This window comes from Streptomyces sp. NPDC005803 (genome assembly GCF_040630435.1).
In the GTDB taxonomy this organism is placed as follows: Bacteria; Actinomycetota; Actinomycetes; order Streptomycetales; family Streptomycetaceae; genus Streptomyces.
Window position 1 is genome coordinate 64,803 of the sequence record NZ_JBEXXO010000019.1, and the last position, 16,787, is coordinate 81,589.

Here is a 16,787-nt window from a genome sequence, read left to right on the forward strand (position 1 = left end):
CAGAGTCCCGGTACTGAGCTTGCCGCCTTCAGGGCTGCACGTGCTGGGACGCTCCCTCCGTTTCAGCACGTGCGCCAAGAGGCTTCTCGGCTTATCCGGCTGCGATCGCTGAATAAGTCAGCACATCGGCGGGCATTTCGTGCCGGAGCTTCCAGGTGATTCCCATCGGCTTGCTCCCTGCATGCTTCACGTACTCGGCGGGGCCAAGCAGCATCCACGGTTGCGGACCGGCAATGTCTGTCGTCTTGTAGCGTCGAACGAAGAGCAGCACATGCGTTCCGCCCTCCTTGTGCCTCTGGTAACGCAAACCTGTCGGGGAAGTGTCCGCGATCCGGTGCTGAGACTCCCAGTGAAACTCGAACTCGTTCAGCGCGTAGTCCTTGTAACGCGTCTCGGGAGAAAAATCCTTTTCGTCCTTTTCGAGTGTGATGAGAAGGGCGTCCGTCTGAAGGTTCTCGCACCACCTCACCCCCTCGCGGAAGTGCCCGGGCATGGAGCCGTTCACGGTGGACTGGCCGAGAGCGGGGAGCAGCTCTTCGCGGCTGTACGAGGCGTGAACTGCCAAGGGGAGATCGGCGTGCGGGCCCTCCAGTGGAAGAGGCAGATGGTCGGCCAGGTCGAGGGTGTGAGCCAGCACCTGGCGGACTTCGTCTCGGAATGCATGCTGCGTACGCAGGGTGTCGAAGCCCTCTTGGTAGCTGGTGAAATCGCCCCCCAAGGGCCAGAGGGAGAAGAAGAACATGCGGGCGTACGCCTGCTCTTGAGCGGTCAGTTGGTCATAGGTGGGGGCGTCGTCGATGAGTAGCTTGGTGTACGCCGAGACGCGTGCCGGGTCGTCGACGTGGAGGAAGGCCGATACGCGCTTGAGGAGTGCTGCCTCGCCGGCGGGGGCGTGCGGGTCGAGGAGCTTGGCTCGGCGGAGGAGGCCTGTCCAGGAGTTTCCGCTGCCGCGGTAGAGCTCCTTGAGCTCCCGGCCGCTTTCCCGCAGGTAGTCCGTGAGGCGCGGCTCCGCGTAGGCGGCGACCTCGCGCGCGAGTTGGGCGACGTTGACGCCGATCTGGTTTCGGATGTTGTCGAGGATCAAGGCCTTGGCTTTGGGCTCAAGGATGATCTGGCAACCAGAGGGGAGTTGCGGGAAGTCGTGCTCAATGTTAGCAACGAGCCGGTTGCGCGTCAGGTTGGTCAGGGCGCGAAACTGATCCTCGAAGCGGAATTCCTTACGGTGTTGGCCGATGAAGTCGAGAACGGTGAGTACAGCCTTGTTCTCGGTGCGGCGCAGGCCGCGTCCGAGTTGCTGGAGGAACACCGTGGCGCTTGAGGTCGGTCGGAGCAGGAGGAGAGTGTCGACGTCAGGGATGTCGAGTCCCTCATTGAACAGGTCTACGGAGAAAATGATCTGGAGCTGCCCGCCACGGAAGTCGTCGAGCGCGGCCTTGCGCTCGTGCTGGGGGGTATCACCTGAGAGTGCGACGGCGTTGAGACCAGCGCGCTGGAAGAACTCAGCCATGAACCGGGCGTGCGCCACGGAAACGCAGAATCCCAGCGCCCGCATAGCTCCAGGGTCGGTGACCTTGTCCCTTACCGCCTTGACGACCAGCCTGGCCCGGGCGTCGTTGCCGGTGAGTAGGTTGCCGAGAGCAGTGGAGTCGTACGCTCCCCGCTTCCAGGTCACGGCACTCATGTCCGTGTTGTCTGTGATGCCGAAATAGTGGAACGGACTCAGTAGCTCGTTTTCGAGGGCCTCCCAGAGACGCATCTCCGCTGCAATCCGACCGTCAAAGAACGCATCCTGGACGTTCAACCCGTCCGTCCGTTCGGGGGTGGCGGTGAGGCCGAGCAGCTCCCGCGGGGTGAAGTGATCCACGATCCGGCGGTAGGTAGGCGATGTGCCGTGATGGAACTCATCGATCACGATGACGTCGAAGTGGTCTGGGGCCAGACGCTCCAGGGCGCGGGCGTTGAGGGACTGGACGCTGGCGAAGACGTGATTCCAATCCTCAGGCACTTCGCCGCTGAGGAACAACTCGCCGAAGTTCGCGTCGACCAATACGTTCTGGTACACGCGCAGGGACTGTTCCAGAATCTCCTTGCGATGGGCCACGAAAAGCAGTCGGAGATCTTGTCCGAGCTTGTGGCGCAGGTGCTTGTAGTCCAGGGCAGCCATCACCGTCTTTCCGGTTCCGGTAGCCGCGACGAGCAGATTGCGGGTGCGGCCATGAACCGTGCGCTCGACTTCGAGCCGTTCCAACATGTCGCGCTGGTGTGGGTAAGGGCGGACTTCCAGCCCAGAGAGCGTGATGACGTTGCGTCCCTGGCCCCCGCCGGAACCGCCCGCGTAGGCGAGTGCCTCGTCCAATTTCGGTGCGTCGCTGTCGGGGTCGTACGACTCGAAGGAGCGATCACTCCAGTAGGCGTCGAAAGTCGCTTCGAACTTGCGTAGGACCGACGGGGTGGCGATCGACGAAAGCCGCACGTTCCATTCGAGACCGTCGAGGAGCGCGGCCTTGGAGAGGTTGGAGCTACCGACGTACGCCGTGTCGAAGCCGCTGTCCCGGCGGAAGAGCCAAGCCTTGGCGTGGAGGCGAGTTGAGCGGAGCTCGTAGTTGACCTTCACCTCGGCGCCGAACTCGCGGACCAGTCGGTCGAGGGCGCGACGCTCTGTGGCGCCGATGTATGTCGTCGTGAGGACCCTGATGGGGACGCCGCGCGCGCGTGCCGACATCAGCGATTGCTCAAGCACCCTGAGGCCGTGCCACTTCACGAAGGCGCAGAGCAGGTCCACACGGTCTGCCGTAGCCAGTTCCGCCCGAAGTTCGAACCCCAGGCTGGGGTCCTCGGGGGCGTTGGTGATGAGCGCCGTTTCGGAAAGTGGGGTGGCCGGCCGGATGGCGTACACGCCGGGTGCCTCCTGTTCCGCAACGGCGAGGAGCTGACGAGGTCCGTCGACGACCAGATCAACCCACTCGGTCGAACCCTCCACGGTGTTGAGGGACTCGAGGATGTGGTTTGCGGCGACGACCTGCTCTGCCGGGGTCAGGCCTTGAAGTACGCGACGCACGACCTCCGCAATGTGGCGGGACAAGACGTGAGGCGTCGACTCCGTCCTTACGATCTCGTCGATCGCGCGCCAGCCCGCGGCGTCCAACTGCTTCACGCGTTCTTCGAGACGGCGGGTGATCAGCGTCTCGTACAGACCCGCAACTGGTGCTGCTTCCTGTGCTGCGTGGCTGGGCATGGCAGAGTCCCCCTCTTCGTGCTGCTTATGCACGCAGTTGTATCAAGGGGGACCGACAGATTTGTATGACATGGGCGGGGTCAGAACCCCCGCCCCCCGAACCACGCCCGGCAATCCGGCTGGTTGGGCCCGGGCGGGCGTGCCCCTCGCGCCCCGCCGGGTCCGTCCGGGTGCGGGCTAAAGCGCCCGGCCGGCCGGGGCCTGGCCGGTCAGCTGTCGTACGTAGGCCAGCCCCGGCTTCCCGGACAGGAGCGCCTTCTCTCCCGTCGGGACGAAGCCGGTGCGAGTCAACACCGCCTGGGAGGCGGTGTTGGTGAGCGTGGCCGCCGCGCGGAGCGTCGTCAGGGCGTAGGCCGTGGTGCAGAGCGTGAAGAGCTCGCGGACCGTGGCCGTGGCCAGGCCGCGGCCCGTGGCCTTCTCGGCCAGGCGGAAGCCCAGTTCGGCCTCGCCGTCCACCGCGTCCATCAGGTTGAAGCGGCCCAGTACCTCGCCGTCCTCCGTCGCCAGCACGTGGAAGTGGCAGGCCCCCGTCGCCTGTTCGGCGAGGAGTGCCGCGTGGCGGGCGGCGAAGCCGGTGAAGTAGTCGTCGCCGCGGTCCGGCACCGAGGCCGCGAAGAATGCGCGGTTCTCCTCCTCGAACGCGAGGAGGGCCGGGGCGTGATCGGGGCGCAGGCGCTGGAGTTCGGGCATGGCGGCAGGGTACGCAGACCCGGCGGGCGGGGACACGGGTTAATCGGGGCGGGGCGGGGCGGCCCGCGCATCCCCCCGCCCCGCCCCGCTCGTCGCTACGCGCCCCCGTGGCAGTCCCGGTACGACCGCCCCGAGCCGCACCAGCACGCCGCGCTCCTCGCCGGCGGCCACGGGACCGCGCGGCCGCGGGCCGCCAGGGTCGTCGCGTACTGGGGGAGCAGGTCCGGGTCGGACGGGGAGGCGGCCTCGGAGGCGGCGAACGCCTCGTACGACGGGACCGTGCCCGTCACGATGCCGAGGTTCGGGGTCCCCGTCGCATGCAGGTCGCGCAGGGCCGCCTCCAGCCGGGCCAGGTGGTCGGGGTGCGAGGTGTACTCCGTGGCGAGTCCGGGATAGGCGGTGAGGAGCTCGCGCATCTCGGCCTCCGGCCAGTGCAGCACCGCCACCGGGAACGGACGGGACAGGGCCGTGCGGTACGTGCCCAGTTCCGCGCGGAGGCGGGTGATCTCGGCGCGGAGCTCGCCCGGGTCCGAGGAGCCCAGCGCCCACAGCCGCTTCGGGTCGTGGAGTTCGTCCAGCGGGACGGCCGCCGTGTGGAGCGCGTCGGCCAGCTCGTCCCAGGCGTCGTGCGTGACGCCCATCAGGCGGCGTACCCGGTGCCGGCCGGTGAGCAGTGACTGGGTGGCGTACGGGACTTCCTCGCCCGGGGCGATGAGGAGGGTGAGCGCGGTCGAGAAGTAGTCGTGGGCCGCTTCGAGCTCGTCGTGGGCCTCCAGGGTCTCGGCCGCGATCTCCCAGGGGGCGGCCTCCTGCGGGGCGGCCGCCCGGATGCCGTCGATGATCGCGCGGGCCTCGGCCTCGTGGCCGTACTCCCACAGGTTGGCGGCGCTGAGCGCCTTCACCAGGTGGGGGTGCTCGGTGTCGGGGTCGCTGAGCAGGGAGTCGTAGAGCGCGGTGGCGCGGGTGCGGTCACCGGCGAGTTCCAGATGGGCCGCCGCCTGGAGGAGCAGCGGTTCGTGGTCCTCGGGGTACTGCGCCGCGGTGCGCAGCAGGCGCTCGGCTTCGGTGGTGTGGTCAGCAGGCGTGTCGGGGCGCATGCACCACACGGTACTGCTGGACGGGCGCGGGACGGAGGCCTGTTCCCGCTCTGGTGAGTTACGGCCGCCGGCCCTATCGTGCGGGCCGTGCGCGAGCGGATACGAGAGCGGATACCGGTGGTGGTGCAGCGCGACCCGCGCGGGAGGCGGCTGGCCGCGCGCGGGCTGTGGACGGGCGCGGAGCTGGTGGTGACCCTGGGTGTCGTCCTGCTGCTGCTCGTCGCCCATCAGCTGTGGTGGACCAACCGGCAGGCCCGCGCCGAGGCCGCCGACACCGTGCACGCCCTTCAGCGGGACTGGGGGGAGCCGGAGGGGACGGGCGAGGAGGCCGTGGACCGGCCGCCGGCGGAGGCCTCCCAGCGGCCGGTGGACGACAGCCCCGCCGTGGGAGGGGGCGACGACGCGGGAGGGGGAGACGACGGGGGAGGGCCGGACGCCGCCGCGGCCACGCCCCGCCGGTCCCAGGCGTACGCCGTCCTGCGCATCCCGCGCATCGGGCTGACCGCGCCGGTCGCCCAGGGCATCAGCAAACGCGGCGTCCTGGACAAGGGGTACGCCGGTCACTACCCGGGCACCGCGCAGCCCGGCGGCACCGGGAACTTCGCGCTCGCCGGGCACCGCAACACCCACGGCGAACCGTTCCGCCACATCAACCGGCTGCGGTCCGGCGACCGGATCACCGTGGAGACGCGGGACGCGGTGTACACGTACACCGTCGACAGGACCCTCGCCCGGACGCAGCCCGGCGACAGCGGGGTCATCGCCGCCGTGCCGCGCAGCAATGTGAAGCCGTACGTGGGCTACCGGGCCGCCGGGTCCTACGTGACCCTGACGACGTGCACGCCCGAATTCACCTCCCGGTACCGGCTGGTGGTGTGGGGGAAGCTGACCGGCGTACGCGAGCGCTGACCGTCGCGGACGAGGTCGTAAGGTTCTCCGACGTGCTGAGACGACGTCCGCAGTTGTTGTGGTTGCTGGTTCCCTACGTGCTCTACCTGGGGGCGCTGCCGTTCGTGAACCGGGTCGATCCCGTCGTTCTCGGGCTGCCGTTCCTCTTCTTCTGGCTGCTCGGGGCGACCCTGCTCACCCCCGTCGCCGTATGGCTGACCCGGCGGGGTGACCGCCGGTGAACGCCGCCGTCGCGACCTCCGTCTTCGGCGTCTTCATGGTCGCCACCGTGGCCCTCGGGCTGTTCGCCGTGCGCGGCCGGCGCGGGGGAGAGGGCGGTGGGCTCGCGGAATGGTCGGTGGGCGGGCGCAGCCTCGGGACCGTCTTCATCTGGGTGCTGATGGCCGGTGAGGGCTACACCAGCTTCAGCTACCTCGGCGCCGCCGGCTGGGGCTACAACTACGGGGCGCCGGTCCTGTACGTGGTCGCGTACATGTCCTGCGGGTACGCCGTCGGGTACGTCGTCGGGCCGATGCTCTGGGCGTACGCGCGCAAGCACGGGCTCGTCGGGATCACCGACATGGTGGCGCACCGCTTCGGCCGGCCCTGGCTCGGAGCGCTCGTCGCCGTCCTCGCGACCGTCTTCCTGCTCCCGTACATCCAGCTCCAGATCACCGGCATGGGCGTCGTCGTCTCGACGATCTCCTACGGGGCCATCAGCCTGAACTGGGCCTACTTCATCGCCTTCGCCGTCACCACCGGCTTCGTCGTGGTCAGCGGCCTGCGCGGCAGCGCGTGGGTGTCCGTGCTGAAGGACGTGCTGGTCATCGCCACGCTCGGCTTCCTGGCCATCTACGTACCGCAGCACTACTTCGACGGTTACGGGCCCTTCCTCGACCGGCTCGTCACCGAGAAGAGCGAGTGGCTGACCTTCCCCGGGCACGGGGACAGCGGGCTCGGACAGGCCTGGTTCATCACCACCTCCTTCCTCAACTCGCTCACCGTCGTGATCTTCCCGACCACCGTCGCGGGCTACCTCGGCGCCAAGAACGCCGACGTGCTCCGGCGCAACGCGATGTGGCTGCCCGCCTACAACGTCCTGCTCTTCGTCCCGATGCTGCTCGGCATGGCGGCCCTCTTCGTCGTCCCCGGGCTCGTCGGGGCCGAGTCGAACCTGGCGCTGTTCAAGCTGGTCGTCGACTCGCTCCCGGCCTGGTCGGTCGGGATCATCGGCGTCGCCGCCGCGCTCTCCTCGATCGTGCCGATGGCCGTCTTCATGCTGGTCATCGGCACGATGTGGGGACGCAGCGTGCTCTCGCTCGTGCCCCGCTGGGAGCAGCGGCAGAAGGGCGCGGCCCAACTGGTCGTCGTGGTCGCGGGGGCCCTGGCCCTGCTGCTCACGTACACCGCGCCGAACACGCTCGTACGGCTGTCGCTGATCTCGTACGAGGGCATGGCGCAGCTGCTCCCCATGGTGCTGCTGGGGCTGATGTGGCGGCGGCTGACGTTGCTCGGGGCGATGAGCGGGCTGGTCGTGGGCGTGGGCGTGGTGTGCGGATTCGTCTTCACGGAGAACGATCCGGTGTGGGGCGTGAACGCCGGCATCGTCGCGCTCGGCGCCAATCTGGCCGTGGCGCTCGCGGTGACGTACGCCGGTCCGCCCGAGCACGACGAGCGCCCGGACGACGAGGTGCTCGCGCGGGACGAGATCGAGGGGGAGGAGCTCGTCCCGGCGGGATGAGGGCGGGAGGGGCGCGGCCGGGGGGCCCGCTCCCGCAGCGGGCGGCCGCGTTCCGCGCACCGCTCCCGCCCCGTCGGCTCCCGAGGCCCCTGGAAGCCGATCGTGTATAACGGATGACGGTCGAAGTGCCGCGTCCTCACGCGGCCGCAGGAGAGCGGAAGGGGGAGGGATCATGGACGCACGCGCCATGAACCGCGTGCGCGGCGCCCTCGCCCGTGTGCTGAGGCCCGCCGGGCTCCTGCTCTTCTTCCTCACCGAGGTCCTGCTCGCCGAGGGCGGCAGCCTCTCCGCCGCCGTCGCGCTCGCCGCCACCGCGGCCGCCGGTACCGCGCTCGTCGCCTGCTCGGTCATGAGCGCGCGCTGCGCCGCCCCGGTGCCCCGCACCCGGGTCCGTACCGCCATGCGCGACCGGGAGAAACGCACCGCGTTCCTCCCGCAACGGGACCCCGACGCCAAGGGGCGCCGACGCCCCCGAGCCCCCGGCCACGTCCTCCTGACGGCCGCGTAGGGCTCACCCCTCCCCCTTTTCGTCCGGTACGCGCGCCCCGTGCGCGCGGCCACGGGCGCCCCGCGCGGACCGTCATGCCGAAGCTGATCCACTTCCCGGCACGACGAGGCCTCCGGAGGGCTCATCCATGTCCGCCTTCATGTCCGCATTCGCCAGCCTGGTCGGCGCTCTCGCCGACGCGCTGCACCCCCTGTTCCAGAACGCGTCCACCGCCGCCGCGATCGTCCTGTTCACCGCACTCGTACGACTCGCCGTGCACCCCCTGTCCCGGGCCGCGGCACGCGGACAGAAGGCGCAGCGCCGACTCCAGCCGCAGATCGCCGAGCTGCGCAAGAAGCACAAGAAGAACCCCGAGCGGATGCAGAAGGCGCTCATGGAGCTGCACAAGGAGGAGAAGGTCTCCCCGCTCTCCGGCTGCCTGCCGAGCCTCCTGCAGATGCCGGCCTTCTTCCTGCTCTACCACCTCTTCTCCAGTACGAAGATCGGCGACGACGCCAACGAACTCCTCGGCCACCAGCTCTTCGGCGCCCCGCTCGGCGAGCGCTGGCACGACGCGCTCGCGGACGGCGGGATCTTCGGGGCGCAGGGTGTCGTGTACCTCGCGCTGTTCGCGATCGTCGCCGCCGTCGCCACGTTCAACTACGGACGCACCAAGCGGCAGATGGCCGCCAACCCCGTCGCCCCGGCCGCCGGCCCCGACGGGCAGCCGGTCCCGGGCATGGGGGCGATGACGAAGGTGATGCCGCTGATGTCCTTCTTCACCCTCTTCACCGTGGCCTTCGTGCCGCTGGCCGCCGCGCTGTACGTCGTCACGAGCACCACCTGGACCGCCGTCGAGCGGGCCTTCCTGTACCGCGACATGCCCGCCGCGGGCGCCGCCGTGGCCACGGCGGCGTGATCGCCTGAGCGGACGCGCCGGTCCAGTGTGTGAACAGGGTCTTGCGGAGTGATCGGATGTCTTGGAGGATCGGACAAGCCTGCGATGGCCGCAACCCATCCGACGGGCCCGATCTCGACCAAGGGGAGAAAGACCGTTGAAGCTGCTTCGTGTGGGTACGGCCGGCGCGGAACGACCGGCACTGCTGGACGAGGACGGAACCCTGCGTGACCTGTCGGGGACGGTCACCGACATCGACAGCGCCCTGCTCGCCGACGAGGACGCGATGGCCCGGGTGCGGGCCGCCGCGGCCGCGCCCGGGGAGCTGCCCGCGCTCGACGCCGAGGGGCTGCGGGTGGGCCCGCCGCTCGCCCGGATCGGCAAGATCGTGTGCATCGGGCTGAACTACCACGACCACGCCACCGAGACCGGCGCCCAGATCCCGGGCGAGCCGATCCTGTTCTTCAAGGCGCCGGACACGGTCGTCGGGCCCGAGGACACGGTGCTCGTGCCGCGCGGCAGCGAGAAGACCGACTGGGAGGTCGAGCTCGCCGTCGTGATCGGCCGCACCGCCCGGTACCTGGACTCCGCGCAGGAGGGGCTCGCGCACGTCGCCGGCTACGCCGTGGCGCACGACGTCTCCGAGCGCGCGTTCCAGATCGAGCGCGGCGGCACCTGGGACAAGGGCAAGAACTGCGAGACGTTCAACCCGCTGGGGCCCTGGCTGGTGACGGCCGACGAGGTCGCCGACCCGCAGGCCCTGCCGATGCGGCTCTGGGTCAACGGCGAGCTGAAGCAGAACGGCACGACCGCCGACCAGATCTTCCCGGTCGGCGAGGTCGTGCGCTACCTGAGCCACTTCATGACGCTCTACCCGGGCGACGTGATCAACACCGGGACGCCCGCCGGGGTGGCGATGGGGCAGCCCGAGCCGAAGCCGTACCTGCGGGCCGGGGACGTCGTCGAGCTGGAGATCGAGGGGCTGGGGCGGCAGCGCCAGGAGCTGAAGAACGCCTAAAGATCGGAGGGGTGGGGGCCGTCCGAGACGGTCCCCACCCCTCCGCGCGTGTCAGCCGCTGATCTTCGTCGCGAACTGCTCCAGCGCCTCGACCACCAGGGCGTGGTCCTCCGCCTGGGGCAGCCCCGACACCGTCACCGAGCCGATGACGCCCGCGCCCTCGACCGCGATCGGGAACGAACCACCGTGCGCCGCGTACGTGTCCGGGTCCAGGCGCGAGGCCTCGTCGAACGTCGTCCCCTTGGCCCGGAACCGCGTCCCGACCAGGTACGAGCTCTCGCCGTACCGCTCGACGACCTTGCGCTTGCGGTCGATCCACGCGTCGTTGTCCGCGCTCGAACCCGGCAGCGCGGCATGGAAGAGCTGCTGCGCCCCGCGCCGGATGTCGATCGCGACCGGGGCGTGCCGTGCCCGGGCCAGGGCGACGAGCAGGCCGCCGAGCGCGTACGCGTCGTCGTAGCCGAAGTGCGGCAGCGTCAGCCGGCGCTCCTGGGCGATCAGCTCGGAGATGGTCGGAGCGGTGGGATTCATGCGGGCTGCTCCTCGGTGGCGGGGGAGGGGGCGGACGCGGACGCCGCGGGCAGCGTCACCGTGACGCCGTCGCGGGCCGAGCGGCGGGCGGCCTCCAGGACGTCCAGCGCCGCGGCGGCCTGGAGGGCGGTCACCGGATTCTCGCCCTTCCCGCGCAGCGCGCCGGCGACCGCCGCGTAGTACGCGGGGTAGTCGCCGGGCAGCGTACGGACCGGGGCGCCGCCGCCCGTGAGCGGGGACTCCCCCGAACCCAGCCGGCCCCACAGCGCCTCGTCCTCCACACCCCACGGCCCCTGCGCCGACGGGCGCGCGCCCTCGCGCAGGGCGGCCTCCTGGGGGTCGAGGCCGTACTTCACATAGCCCGCGGCCGAGCCGAGCACCCGGAAGCGCGGGCCGAGCTGGGCCGTCGTCGCGCTCACGTACAGATGCGAGCGGACCCCGTTCGTGTGGGTGATCGCCAGGAACGTGTCGTCGTCGGCGGCCGCGCCCGGACGGCGTACGTCCGACTCCGCGTACACCTGAGCCGCCGGACCGAACAGGACCAGCGCCTGGTCGACGACGTGGCTGCCCAGGTCGTACAGCAGCCCGCCGATCTCCTCCGGGTCGCCCGACTCGCGCCAGCCGCCCTTCGGCTGCGGGCGCCACCGCTCGAAGCGGGACTCGAAGCGCTGGACCTCGCCCAGCTCACCGTCCGCGATCAGGGAGCGCAGGGTGAGGAAGTCGTTGTCCCAGCGGCGGTTCTGGAAGACCGACAGCAGCAGCCCGCGCTCCTCGGCCAGGGCCGCCAGCTCCCGGGCCTCGGCGGCCGTGCCCGCGACCGGCTTGTCCACGACCACCGGCAGGCCGGCCTTCAGCGCGGCCGTCGCGAGCGGGACGTGGGTCTTGTTCGGCGACGCGATCACGATCAGGTCGAGCTCGTCCGCACGCGCCCAGAGCTCGTCCGGAGAGGCGGCGAACCGGACCGAGGGGAACTCGGCGCGCGCCTGATCCCGCCGTTCCTCGTTCGACGTGACGACCGTGTCCAGGACGAGGCCCTCGGTCGCGGCGATCAGCGGGGCGTGGAAGACGGAACCCGCCAGGCCGTAGCCGACGAGTCCGACGCGCAAGGGGGTCCCGGACGTACCGGAGGGCTCGTGAGTCGCGTGGGCAGTCATGCCTTCCACTTTGGCAACGCTGTTGCCAAAGTGCAAGCGCGGGAGACAATGGGTCGGTGAACAGGAGTAACAGCGGCGCGAACCTCCCGGCACTGCGCAGCCACAACGCGGCGCTCGTGCTGGATCTGCTGCGGGCCGCGGGCGAGCGCGGCATCAGCCGGCTCGAACTCGCCGGGCGGACCGGGCTCACCCCGCAGGCCGTCAGCAAGATCACCGCCCGGCTGCGCGGCGAGGGGCTGGCCGCCGAGGCGGGGCGCCGCGCCTCGACGGGGGGCAAGCCGCGGACGGTGCTGCGGCTGGTGCCGGACGCCGGTCACGCCGTGGGGCTGCACCTGGACCGCGACGAGCTGACCGTGGTGCTCGTCGACCTCGCGGGCACGGTGACCGCGAGCCGTACGGCCCCGCTGGACCTCGGCGCCCCGGCGGACGAGGTGCTCGGGGCCGCGGCCGGGGCGGTCGCCGCCGTGCGGGGCCAGGACGCGCTGCCGGTGCTCGGGGTGGGGGTCGCGGTCCCGGGGCCGCTCGACCACCGGGGCGGGGTGCTGCACCGCGTCACCGGGTTCCCGCAGTGGGACGGCTACCCGCTGCGGGACGAGCTCGCCGCGCGGACCGGGCTGCCCGTCGTCATCGACAAGGACACCAACGCCGCCGCCCTCGGGCTCGCCCTCCAGGCGCCGGACCCGGCCGACTTCGCCTACCTCCACCTGGGGACCGGCCTCGGCTCCGGCCTGGTGCTCGGCGGGGCGCTGCACCGCGGGGCCCGTACCGGAGCGGGGGAGTTCGGCCACCAGACCGTCCAGCTGGACGGGGTCCCGTGCGGCTGCGGCGGGCGCGGCTGCATCGAGGCGCTGTGCCTGGCCGCCGTCGACCGGGGCGATGTCGCCGAGGCCGCGCGGGTGCTCGGGACGGGCGCCGCCAACCTGGTCGGGCTGCTCGACATCGACCGGGTGGTGCTGGGGGGACGCACGGTCGCCGCCGACCCCGACGCCTACGTCCGAGGGGTGCGCACGGTGCTCGACGCACGGGCCCGGCGCGACGGGGCCGAGGGGGCGCCCGTACCGGTCGTCGCCGCCGGCGGAGGGGACCGCCCGGTCGCCGAAGGGGCGGCGCAACTGGTGCTCGCCCCGCTGTTCGGCCGCGTGGGGGACGCGGACACGGGCCGGGGCGCGGGCGCCGACCGCCAGCCGGGTCCCGCCGGGGCGTCCGGGGAGCGCGCCTGACGGCACGGGCCGGGCGGGAACTGGGCTGAACGAGCGGTTCCCGGCGGCCGTCCGGGCGGCCCGGCGGCATGTCCGCGGCGGCAGGTCCCGGCGCCCCTGGCAGGGTCGCGGCCGAGACCGGTGAACTCCGGGCCCGGGGCGAGCCGGCCGTGTTCCGCGACGAGCGAAGGCTGCCCCTCATGCCCCCCACACCGCCCCCTTCGGACGCTTCCCCCGAACCCGCCACCCTTTCGGCGCCGCCGTCACCGCCGCCCCCCTCGGCCGCCCGTCCCCGGCACGGCCTCATGCTCGGGCTGGCCGCCGCGAGCGTGATGCCCGTGGTGCTCGGCGGCGCGGCGACCGCGTCCGCCGCCCCGCAACGCGACCCGGCCGCCGGCCTGACCCCGGCGTCCGCGACCGGCTCCGCCGGCCGGCAGCCGTCCTGCGGGAACCCGGCGGCCGCCGACTTCCCGATCGACACCCGCATCCACGGCGGCCCGGACACCTACGCCTCCGGCGGCGGCTACGGCACCTGGTTCCTGGAGCTGACCAACAAGACCTCCGAACCGTGCCGCGCCATCCACCCCGTGCTCGTCCTCACCGACGAGGACCGCGCCCTGACCTCGGACCAGATCCAGCTGGAGTTCTCCGAGCGCGCCCACCCCGGTGTCGAGCACCGCGTCACGTGGGAGACGACCGACCGGGACGAGCACATCGGCGTCTTCGGCGGCGAGGGGGACGACTCCTTCGGCGGCTTCACCGTGCCCGCCAAAGACACCGTGACCGTGCAGGTGCGGCTGGCGTTCACCTCCGACACGGCCCCCGGGCGGATGACCGCGAACGCCGCGATCGTCCAGCGGCGGGGCGCCGGAAGCGGTACGGGCGACGCGGCGAAGGGCGCCGACGGGGAGTGGGTCGGCGAGTCCGAGGACTACCCGTTCAGCGTGGTCGAGGACGACGGGGGCGACGGGACGGACAGCGGCATGACCGACGAACCCGGCGAGTCCCGCGAGGCGGGCAAGGAGCAGCAGGGTGAGACGCCCGGCGACACCGGCAAGGAGGACGACAGCGGCGGCCTGACCGGCCGGGACCCCGGCACACCCGATCCCACGTCCACCACCGGAACCACCCGCCCCGCGCGCCCGGTCGCGCCCGGACGCGACCCCGCGGGGGTCCCGGAACTCGCCAGGACCGGGATCTCCGTCCCCGTACCGCTGCCCGCCGTCACCGTCGCCGGCTTCCTGATCGGCGGCGGAGCCGTCGTGGTGACGGCCCGCCGGGCACGCCGCGCACGCCCCTGAGCGGACGCGCACCCGAGCCGGGGCCGCCCGGCTCGGGCCGGAGCCCCCACCCGGGACCGCACACCGCTCCCCGTCACCGTGTACGCCGCACGCGGCCGCACCGCACGCGAGGGCGATACGTCGTGATCAAGGAGTACCTCCCAGCCGGACGGTCAGCCTAAAATCGGGGCGTCGGCGCTGCACAACGCGGTGCCGCCGGCGTCCCCGCACCTGGCGTACGGCAACTGGAGTCCCACATGGCAGAGCGCAAGCCGATCTCGTCCTGGCTCACCGACATGGACGGAGTCCTCATCCACGAGGGGACGCCGATCCCCGGCGCCGATGCCTTCATCAAGCGGCTGCGGGAGTCGGGGCTGCCCTTCCTGGTCCTCACCAACAACTCCATCTACACGGCCCGGGACCTGCACGCCCGGCTCAGCCGGATGGGGCTCGACGTCCCCGTCGAGAACATCTGGACCTCCGCACTCGCCACCGCCCAGTTCCTGGACGACCAGCGGCCGGGCGGCACGGCGTACGTCATCGGCGAGGCGGGGCTCACGACCGCGCTGCACGACATCGGCTACGTCCTCACCGACCACGAGCCCGACTACGTGGTCCTCGGCGAGACGCGCACGTACTCCTTCGAGGCGCTCACCAAGGCGATCCGGCTCATCAACGGCGGCGCCCGCTTCATCTGCACCAACCCGGACGAGACCGGCCCGTCCGCCGAGGGCCCGCTGCCCGCGACGGGCTCCGTCGCCGCCCTCATCACCAAGGCGACCGGCAAGGCCCCGTACTTCGCGGGCAAGCCCAACCCGCTGATGATGCGCACCGGGCTCAATGCCATCGGCGCCCACTCCGAGTCCAGCGCCATGATCGGTGACCGGATGGACACCGACGTGCTGGCCGGCCTGGAGGCGGGGATGCAGACCTTCCTGGTGCTGACCGGGCTCACCACGGTGCCGGACATCGACAAGTACCCGTTCCGGCCGTCCACGGTCGTCGACTCCATCGCCGACCTCGTCGCCCTGGTCGAGCCCGCCGCGCCGGCCGACGCGGGCTGACCACGGCGAACGCGGGGGAGCGGGCCGCGACGGCCGCTCCCCCGCCGCACTCCAACGGCCCAGTCCCCGTCCCCCTGCGGATGCGGAAAGCCGAGGCACGCGTGAACCTGCCATAAGGAGGTTCACGATGCGTTCCATACCACTCACGTTCTGTGCCGCAGCGGTGGTCGCGGCGACTCTGACGCCCGCTTCCGTCGCACTGGCCGAGTCCGGCGCGAACCACGAGGACTCGCGGTCCCGGGCCACGCTCACGCTCTCCCCGTCCTCCGTCTCCCCCGGCGGCGAGGTCGACCTGGAGGTCGCCGGCTGCAAGGGCAAGGAGGCCAAGGGCAGCTCCGACGCCTTCGTCGCCGACGCGCGCTTCTCGCCCGGTGACGACAGGACGCTCTTCGCCGAGGCCCGCGTCCGTTCGGACGCCGAGCCGGGTGACTACGACGTCCAGGTGGTCTGCAAGGGCGACAAGCACGCCAAGGCGTCCGCCGTCCTGACCGTCGTCCACCGCGGCCGGCCCATGCCCCTCGCCCCGGTCCGCGCGGGCGGCGGAGGCACCGCCGTACTCGCCGGCCAGGCCCAGCAGGACGGTCCCGGCACCGTTCACGCCGTGGTCGGCCTGGCCCTGGCCGCCGTCGCGGCCGTCGCCGTCGCCTTCCGCAGCGTGCGACGCCGCCGCCCGGCCACCGACTGACGTGTCCGCCTCGGACCGCTCGGCGGGGCACGGCAGGCTGCTCACCGGAGTGGCCTGGGCCGTCCTCCTGCTGGGCCTGTGGCTCTGGGGCCGCGGCATCACCGGCGGCTCCGGCGCCAGTTCCGCGCCGACCACCGGTGACGTCGCAGCGGTCGGCCGACCGCTCGGCGTGCCGCTGCCCCCGGCGCACGACCCGATCGAGGGGGTCGCGCCGCGCAGTGTCGAGATCCCGTCGATCGGGGTCCAGGCCCCCGTCGTCTCGCGGGGCCTGGACGAGGACGGGGCGATCGCGCCGCCGTCCTTCGCCACGCCCCAGACGGTCGGCTGGTACGGCGGCGGTGCCGAGCCCGGCGCCCAGGGCCCGGCCCTCTTCGTCGGCCATGTCGACACCGAGACCAAGCCGGCCGTCTTCTACGGGCTCAGCGCGGTCCGCCCGGGCGCCAAGGTCGAGGTGACCCGGACCGACGGCACGGTCGCCGAGTTCACCATCGACGACGTCCAGGTCTTCACCCGCGAACGCTTCGACGCGCGGAAGGCGTACGGCCCCCGCAAGGACGGCCGGGCCGAGCTCCGGCTGATCACCTGCGGCGGTACGTACGACCGGGCGTCGAAGTCGTACACGGCGAACGTGGTCGTCTCGGCCTACCTGACGGGCGAGAAGGCGGGCGGGAAGGCGCGGGAGGAGGCGCAGGCGGCGGGGGCGGCCGCTCATGCGGAGGCGAGCGGGAGGGCGAGCGCGCCGACCGGCGGCTGACCCCTCCGGTACCCGGCCCGGCCGGCCGCCCGGTTCTCCGGGCGCCGGCCGGGCCGTTCCTCGACC

General features: G+C 71.9%; 16 protein-coding genes. 11 read left to right on the forward strand and 5 right to left on the reverse strand.

All coding sequences use genetic code 11. The features are described from left to right. Positions 1-91 precede the first annotated feature (91 nt). The 3 genes from ABZ454_RS25560 to ABZ454_RS25570 form a co-directional block, all read right to left on the reverse strand. Positions 92-3,235, reverse strand: coding sequence for a DUF3427 domain-containing protein (locus ABZ454_RS25560; RefSeq protein ID WP_359541193.1), 3,144 nt, complete (start codon positions 3,233-3,235; stop codon positions 92-94). A 177-nt stretch (positions 3,236-3,412) separates the two neighbouring features. Further along, the gene (locus ABZ454_RS25565; protein ID WP_359541195.1) at positions 3,413-3,925 is read right to left on the reverse strand and encodes a GNAT family N-acetyltransferase; all 513 of its coding nucleotides are present in this window, start codon (positions 3,923-3,925) and stop codon (positions 3,413-3,415) included. A 95-nt stretch (positions 3,926-4,020) separates the two neighbouring features. After that, on the reverse strand, positions 4,021-5,022 hold the full coding sequence (locus tag ABZ454_RS25570; protein ID WP_359541197.1) for an SEC-C domain-containing protein: 1,002 nt from the start codon (positions 5,020-5,022) through the stop codon (positions 4,021-4,023). An 87-nt stretch (positions 5,023-5,109) separates the two neighbouring features. On the opposite strand from ABZ454_RS25570, the gene ABZ454_RS25575 reads away from it, so the two are divergent. The 6 genes from ABZ454_RS25575 (at position 5,110) to ABZ454_RS25600 (ending at position 10,054) form a co-directional block, all read left to right on the forward strand. Then, positions 5,110-5,931 carry a class E sortase gene (locus ABZ454_RS25575; RefSeq protein WP_359541198.1) on the forward strand — a complete coding sequence of 274 codons (822 nt, stop codon included), beginning with the start codon at positions 5,110-5,112 and terminating at the stop codon, positions 5,929-5,931. A gap of 62 nt (positions 5,932-5,993) precedes the next feature. Further along, positions 5,994-6,152 carry a DUF3311 domain-containing protein gene (locus ABZ454_RS25580; RefSeq protein WP_356321379.1) on the forward strand — a complete coding sequence of 53 codons (159 nt, stop codon included), beginning with the start codon at positions 5,994-5,996 and terminating at the stop codon, positions 6,150-6,152. Continuing rightward, complete coding sequence (locus ABZ454_RS25585; protein ID WP_356321359.1) at positions 6,149-7,651, forward strand: sodium:solute symporter family protein; 1,503 nt, start codon at positions 6,149-6,151, stop codon at positions 7,649-7,651. The genes ABZ454_RS25580 and ABZ454_RS25585 overlap by 4 nt, the downstream gene beginning before the upstream one ends. A 172-nt stretch (positions 7,652-7,823) precedes the next feature. Beyond that, positions 7,824-8,159: a DUF6412 domain-containing protein gene (locus ABZ454_RS25590; RefSeq protein ID WP_359541200.1), complete on the forward strand. Its 336-nt coding sequence runs from the start codon at positions 7,824-7,826 to the stop codon at positions 8,157-8,159. 127 nt (positions 8,160-8,286) lie between these two features. After that, the gene (locus ABZ454_RS25595) at positions 8,287-9,057 is read left to right on the forward strand and encodes a YidC/Oxa1 family membrane protein insertase (protein ID WP_359541202.1); all 771 of its coding nucleotides are present in this window, start codon (positions 8,287-8,289) and stop codon (positions 9,055-9,057) included. A gap of 136 nt (positions 9,058-9,193) precedes the next feature. Continuing rightward, positions 9,194-10,054, forward strand: coding sequence for a fumarylacetoacetate hydrolase family protein (locus ABZ454_RS25600; protein WP_356321353.1), 861 nt, complete (start codon positions 9,194-9,196; stop codon positions 10,052-10,054). A 51-nt stretch (positions 10,055-10,105) separates the two neighbouring features. On the opposite strand, the gene ABZ454_RS25605 is transcribed toward ABZ454_RS25600, so the two are convergent. Both ABZ454_RS25605 and ABZ454_RS25610 read right to left on the reverse strand, forming a co-directional pair. Then, a complete protein-coding gene (locus ABZ454_RS25605) occupies positions 10,106-10,585 on the reverse strand; it encodes a heme-degrading domain-containing protein (RefSeq protein WP_356321351.1) in 480 nt (159 codons plus the stop codon). Then, on the reverse strand, positions 10,582-11,739 hold the full coding sequence (locus ABZ454_RS25610; protein WP_359541204.1) for a Gfo/Idh/MocA family oxidoreductase: 1,158 nt from the start codon (positions 11,737-11,739) through the stop codon (positions 10,582-10,584). Before ABZ454_RS25610 ends, ABZ454_RS25605 begins: the two co-directional genes overlap by 4 nt. A gap of 56 nt (positions 11,740-11,795) precedes the next feature. Here ABZ454_RS25610 and ABZ454_RS25615 point away from each other — a divergent pair, with 56 nt between their 5' ends. The 5 genes from ABZ454_RS25615 (at position 11,796) to ABZ454_RS25635 (ending at position 16,721) form a co-directional block, all read left to right on the forward strand. Continuing rightward, complete coding sequence (locus tag ABZ454_RS25615; protein ID WP_359541206.1) at positions 11,796-12,959, forward strand: ROK family transcriptional regulator; 1,164 nt, start codon at positions 11,796-11,798, stop codon at positions 12,957-12,959. Positions 12,960-13,243: 284 nt separating this feature from the next. After that, a complete protein-coding gene (locus ABZ454_RS25620) occupies positions 13,244-14,239 on the forward strand; it encodes a hypothetical protein (RefSeq protein ID WP_359541366.1) in 996 nt (331 codons plus the stop codon). A gap of 236 nt (positions 14,240-14,475) precedes the next feature. Continuing rightward, positions 14,476-15,282 (forward strand): HAD-IIA family hydrolase, encoded by an 807-nt coding sequence (locus ABZ454_RS25625; protein ID WP_356321345.1) that lies wholly within the window; start codon positions 14,476-14,478, stop codon positions 15,280-15,282. Between the two features lie 127 nt (positions 15,283-15,409). Next, entirely contained in the window at positions 15,410-15,967 is a 558-nt protein-coding gene (locus ABZ454_RS25630; RefSeq protein WP_359541208.1) for a hypothetical protein, read from the forward strand. Position 15,968: 1 nt separating this feature from the next. After that, on the forward strand, positions 15,969-16,721 hold the full coding sequence (locus ABZ454_RS25635; protein WP_359541211.1) for a class F sortase: 753 nt from the start codon (positions 15,969-15,971) through the stop codon (positions 16,719-16,721). The last annotated feature ends 66 nt before the right edge of the window (positions 16,722-16,787 follow it).

Excerpts from the sequence above, each read along its gene's own strand:
- ABZ454_RS25560 (WP_359541193.1), bottom strand. The coding sequence starts at position 3,235 with ATGCCCAGCCACGCAGCACAGGAAGCAGCACCAGTTGCGGGTCTGTAC.
- ABZ454_RS25565 (WP_359541195.1), bottom strand. The coding sequence starts at position 3,925 with ATGCCCGAACTCCAGCGCCTGCGCCCCGATCACGCCCCGGCCCTCCTC.
- ABZ454_RS25570 (WP_359541197.1), bottom strand. The coding sequence starts at position 5,022 with ATGCGCCCCGACACGCCTGCTGACCACACCACCGAAGCCGAGCGCCTG.
- ABZ454_RS25590 (WP_359541200.1), top strand. The coding sequence starts at position 7,824 with ATGGACGCACGCGCCATGAACCGCGTGCGCGGCGCCCTCGCCCGTGTG.
- ABZ454_RS25595 (WP_359541202.1), top strand. The coding sequence starts at position 8,287 with ATGTCCGCCTTCATGTCCGCATTCGCCAGCCTGGTCGGCGCTCTCGCC.
- ABZ454_RS25605 (WP_356321351.1), bottom strand. The coding sequence starts at position 10,585 with ATGAATCCCACCGCTCCGACCATCTCCGAGCTGATCGCCCAGGAGCGC.
- ABZ454_RS25610 (WP_359541204.1), bottom strand. The coding sequence starts at position 11,739 with ATGACTGCCCACGCGACTCACGAGCCCTCCGGTACGTCCGGGACCCCC.
- ABZ454_RS25620 (WP_359541366.1), top strand. The coding sequence starts at position 13,244 with ATGCTCGGGCTGGCCGCCGCGAGCGTGATGCCCGTGGTGCTCGGCGGC.
- ABZ454_RS25625 (WP_356321345.1), top strand. The coding sequence starts at position 14,476 with ATGGCAGAGCGCAAGCCGATCTCGTCCTGGCTCACCGACATGGACGGA.
- ABZ454_RS25630 (WP_359541208.1), top strand. The coding sequence starts at position 15,410 with ATGCGTTCCATACCACTCACGTTCTGTGCCGCAGCGGTGGTCGCGGCG.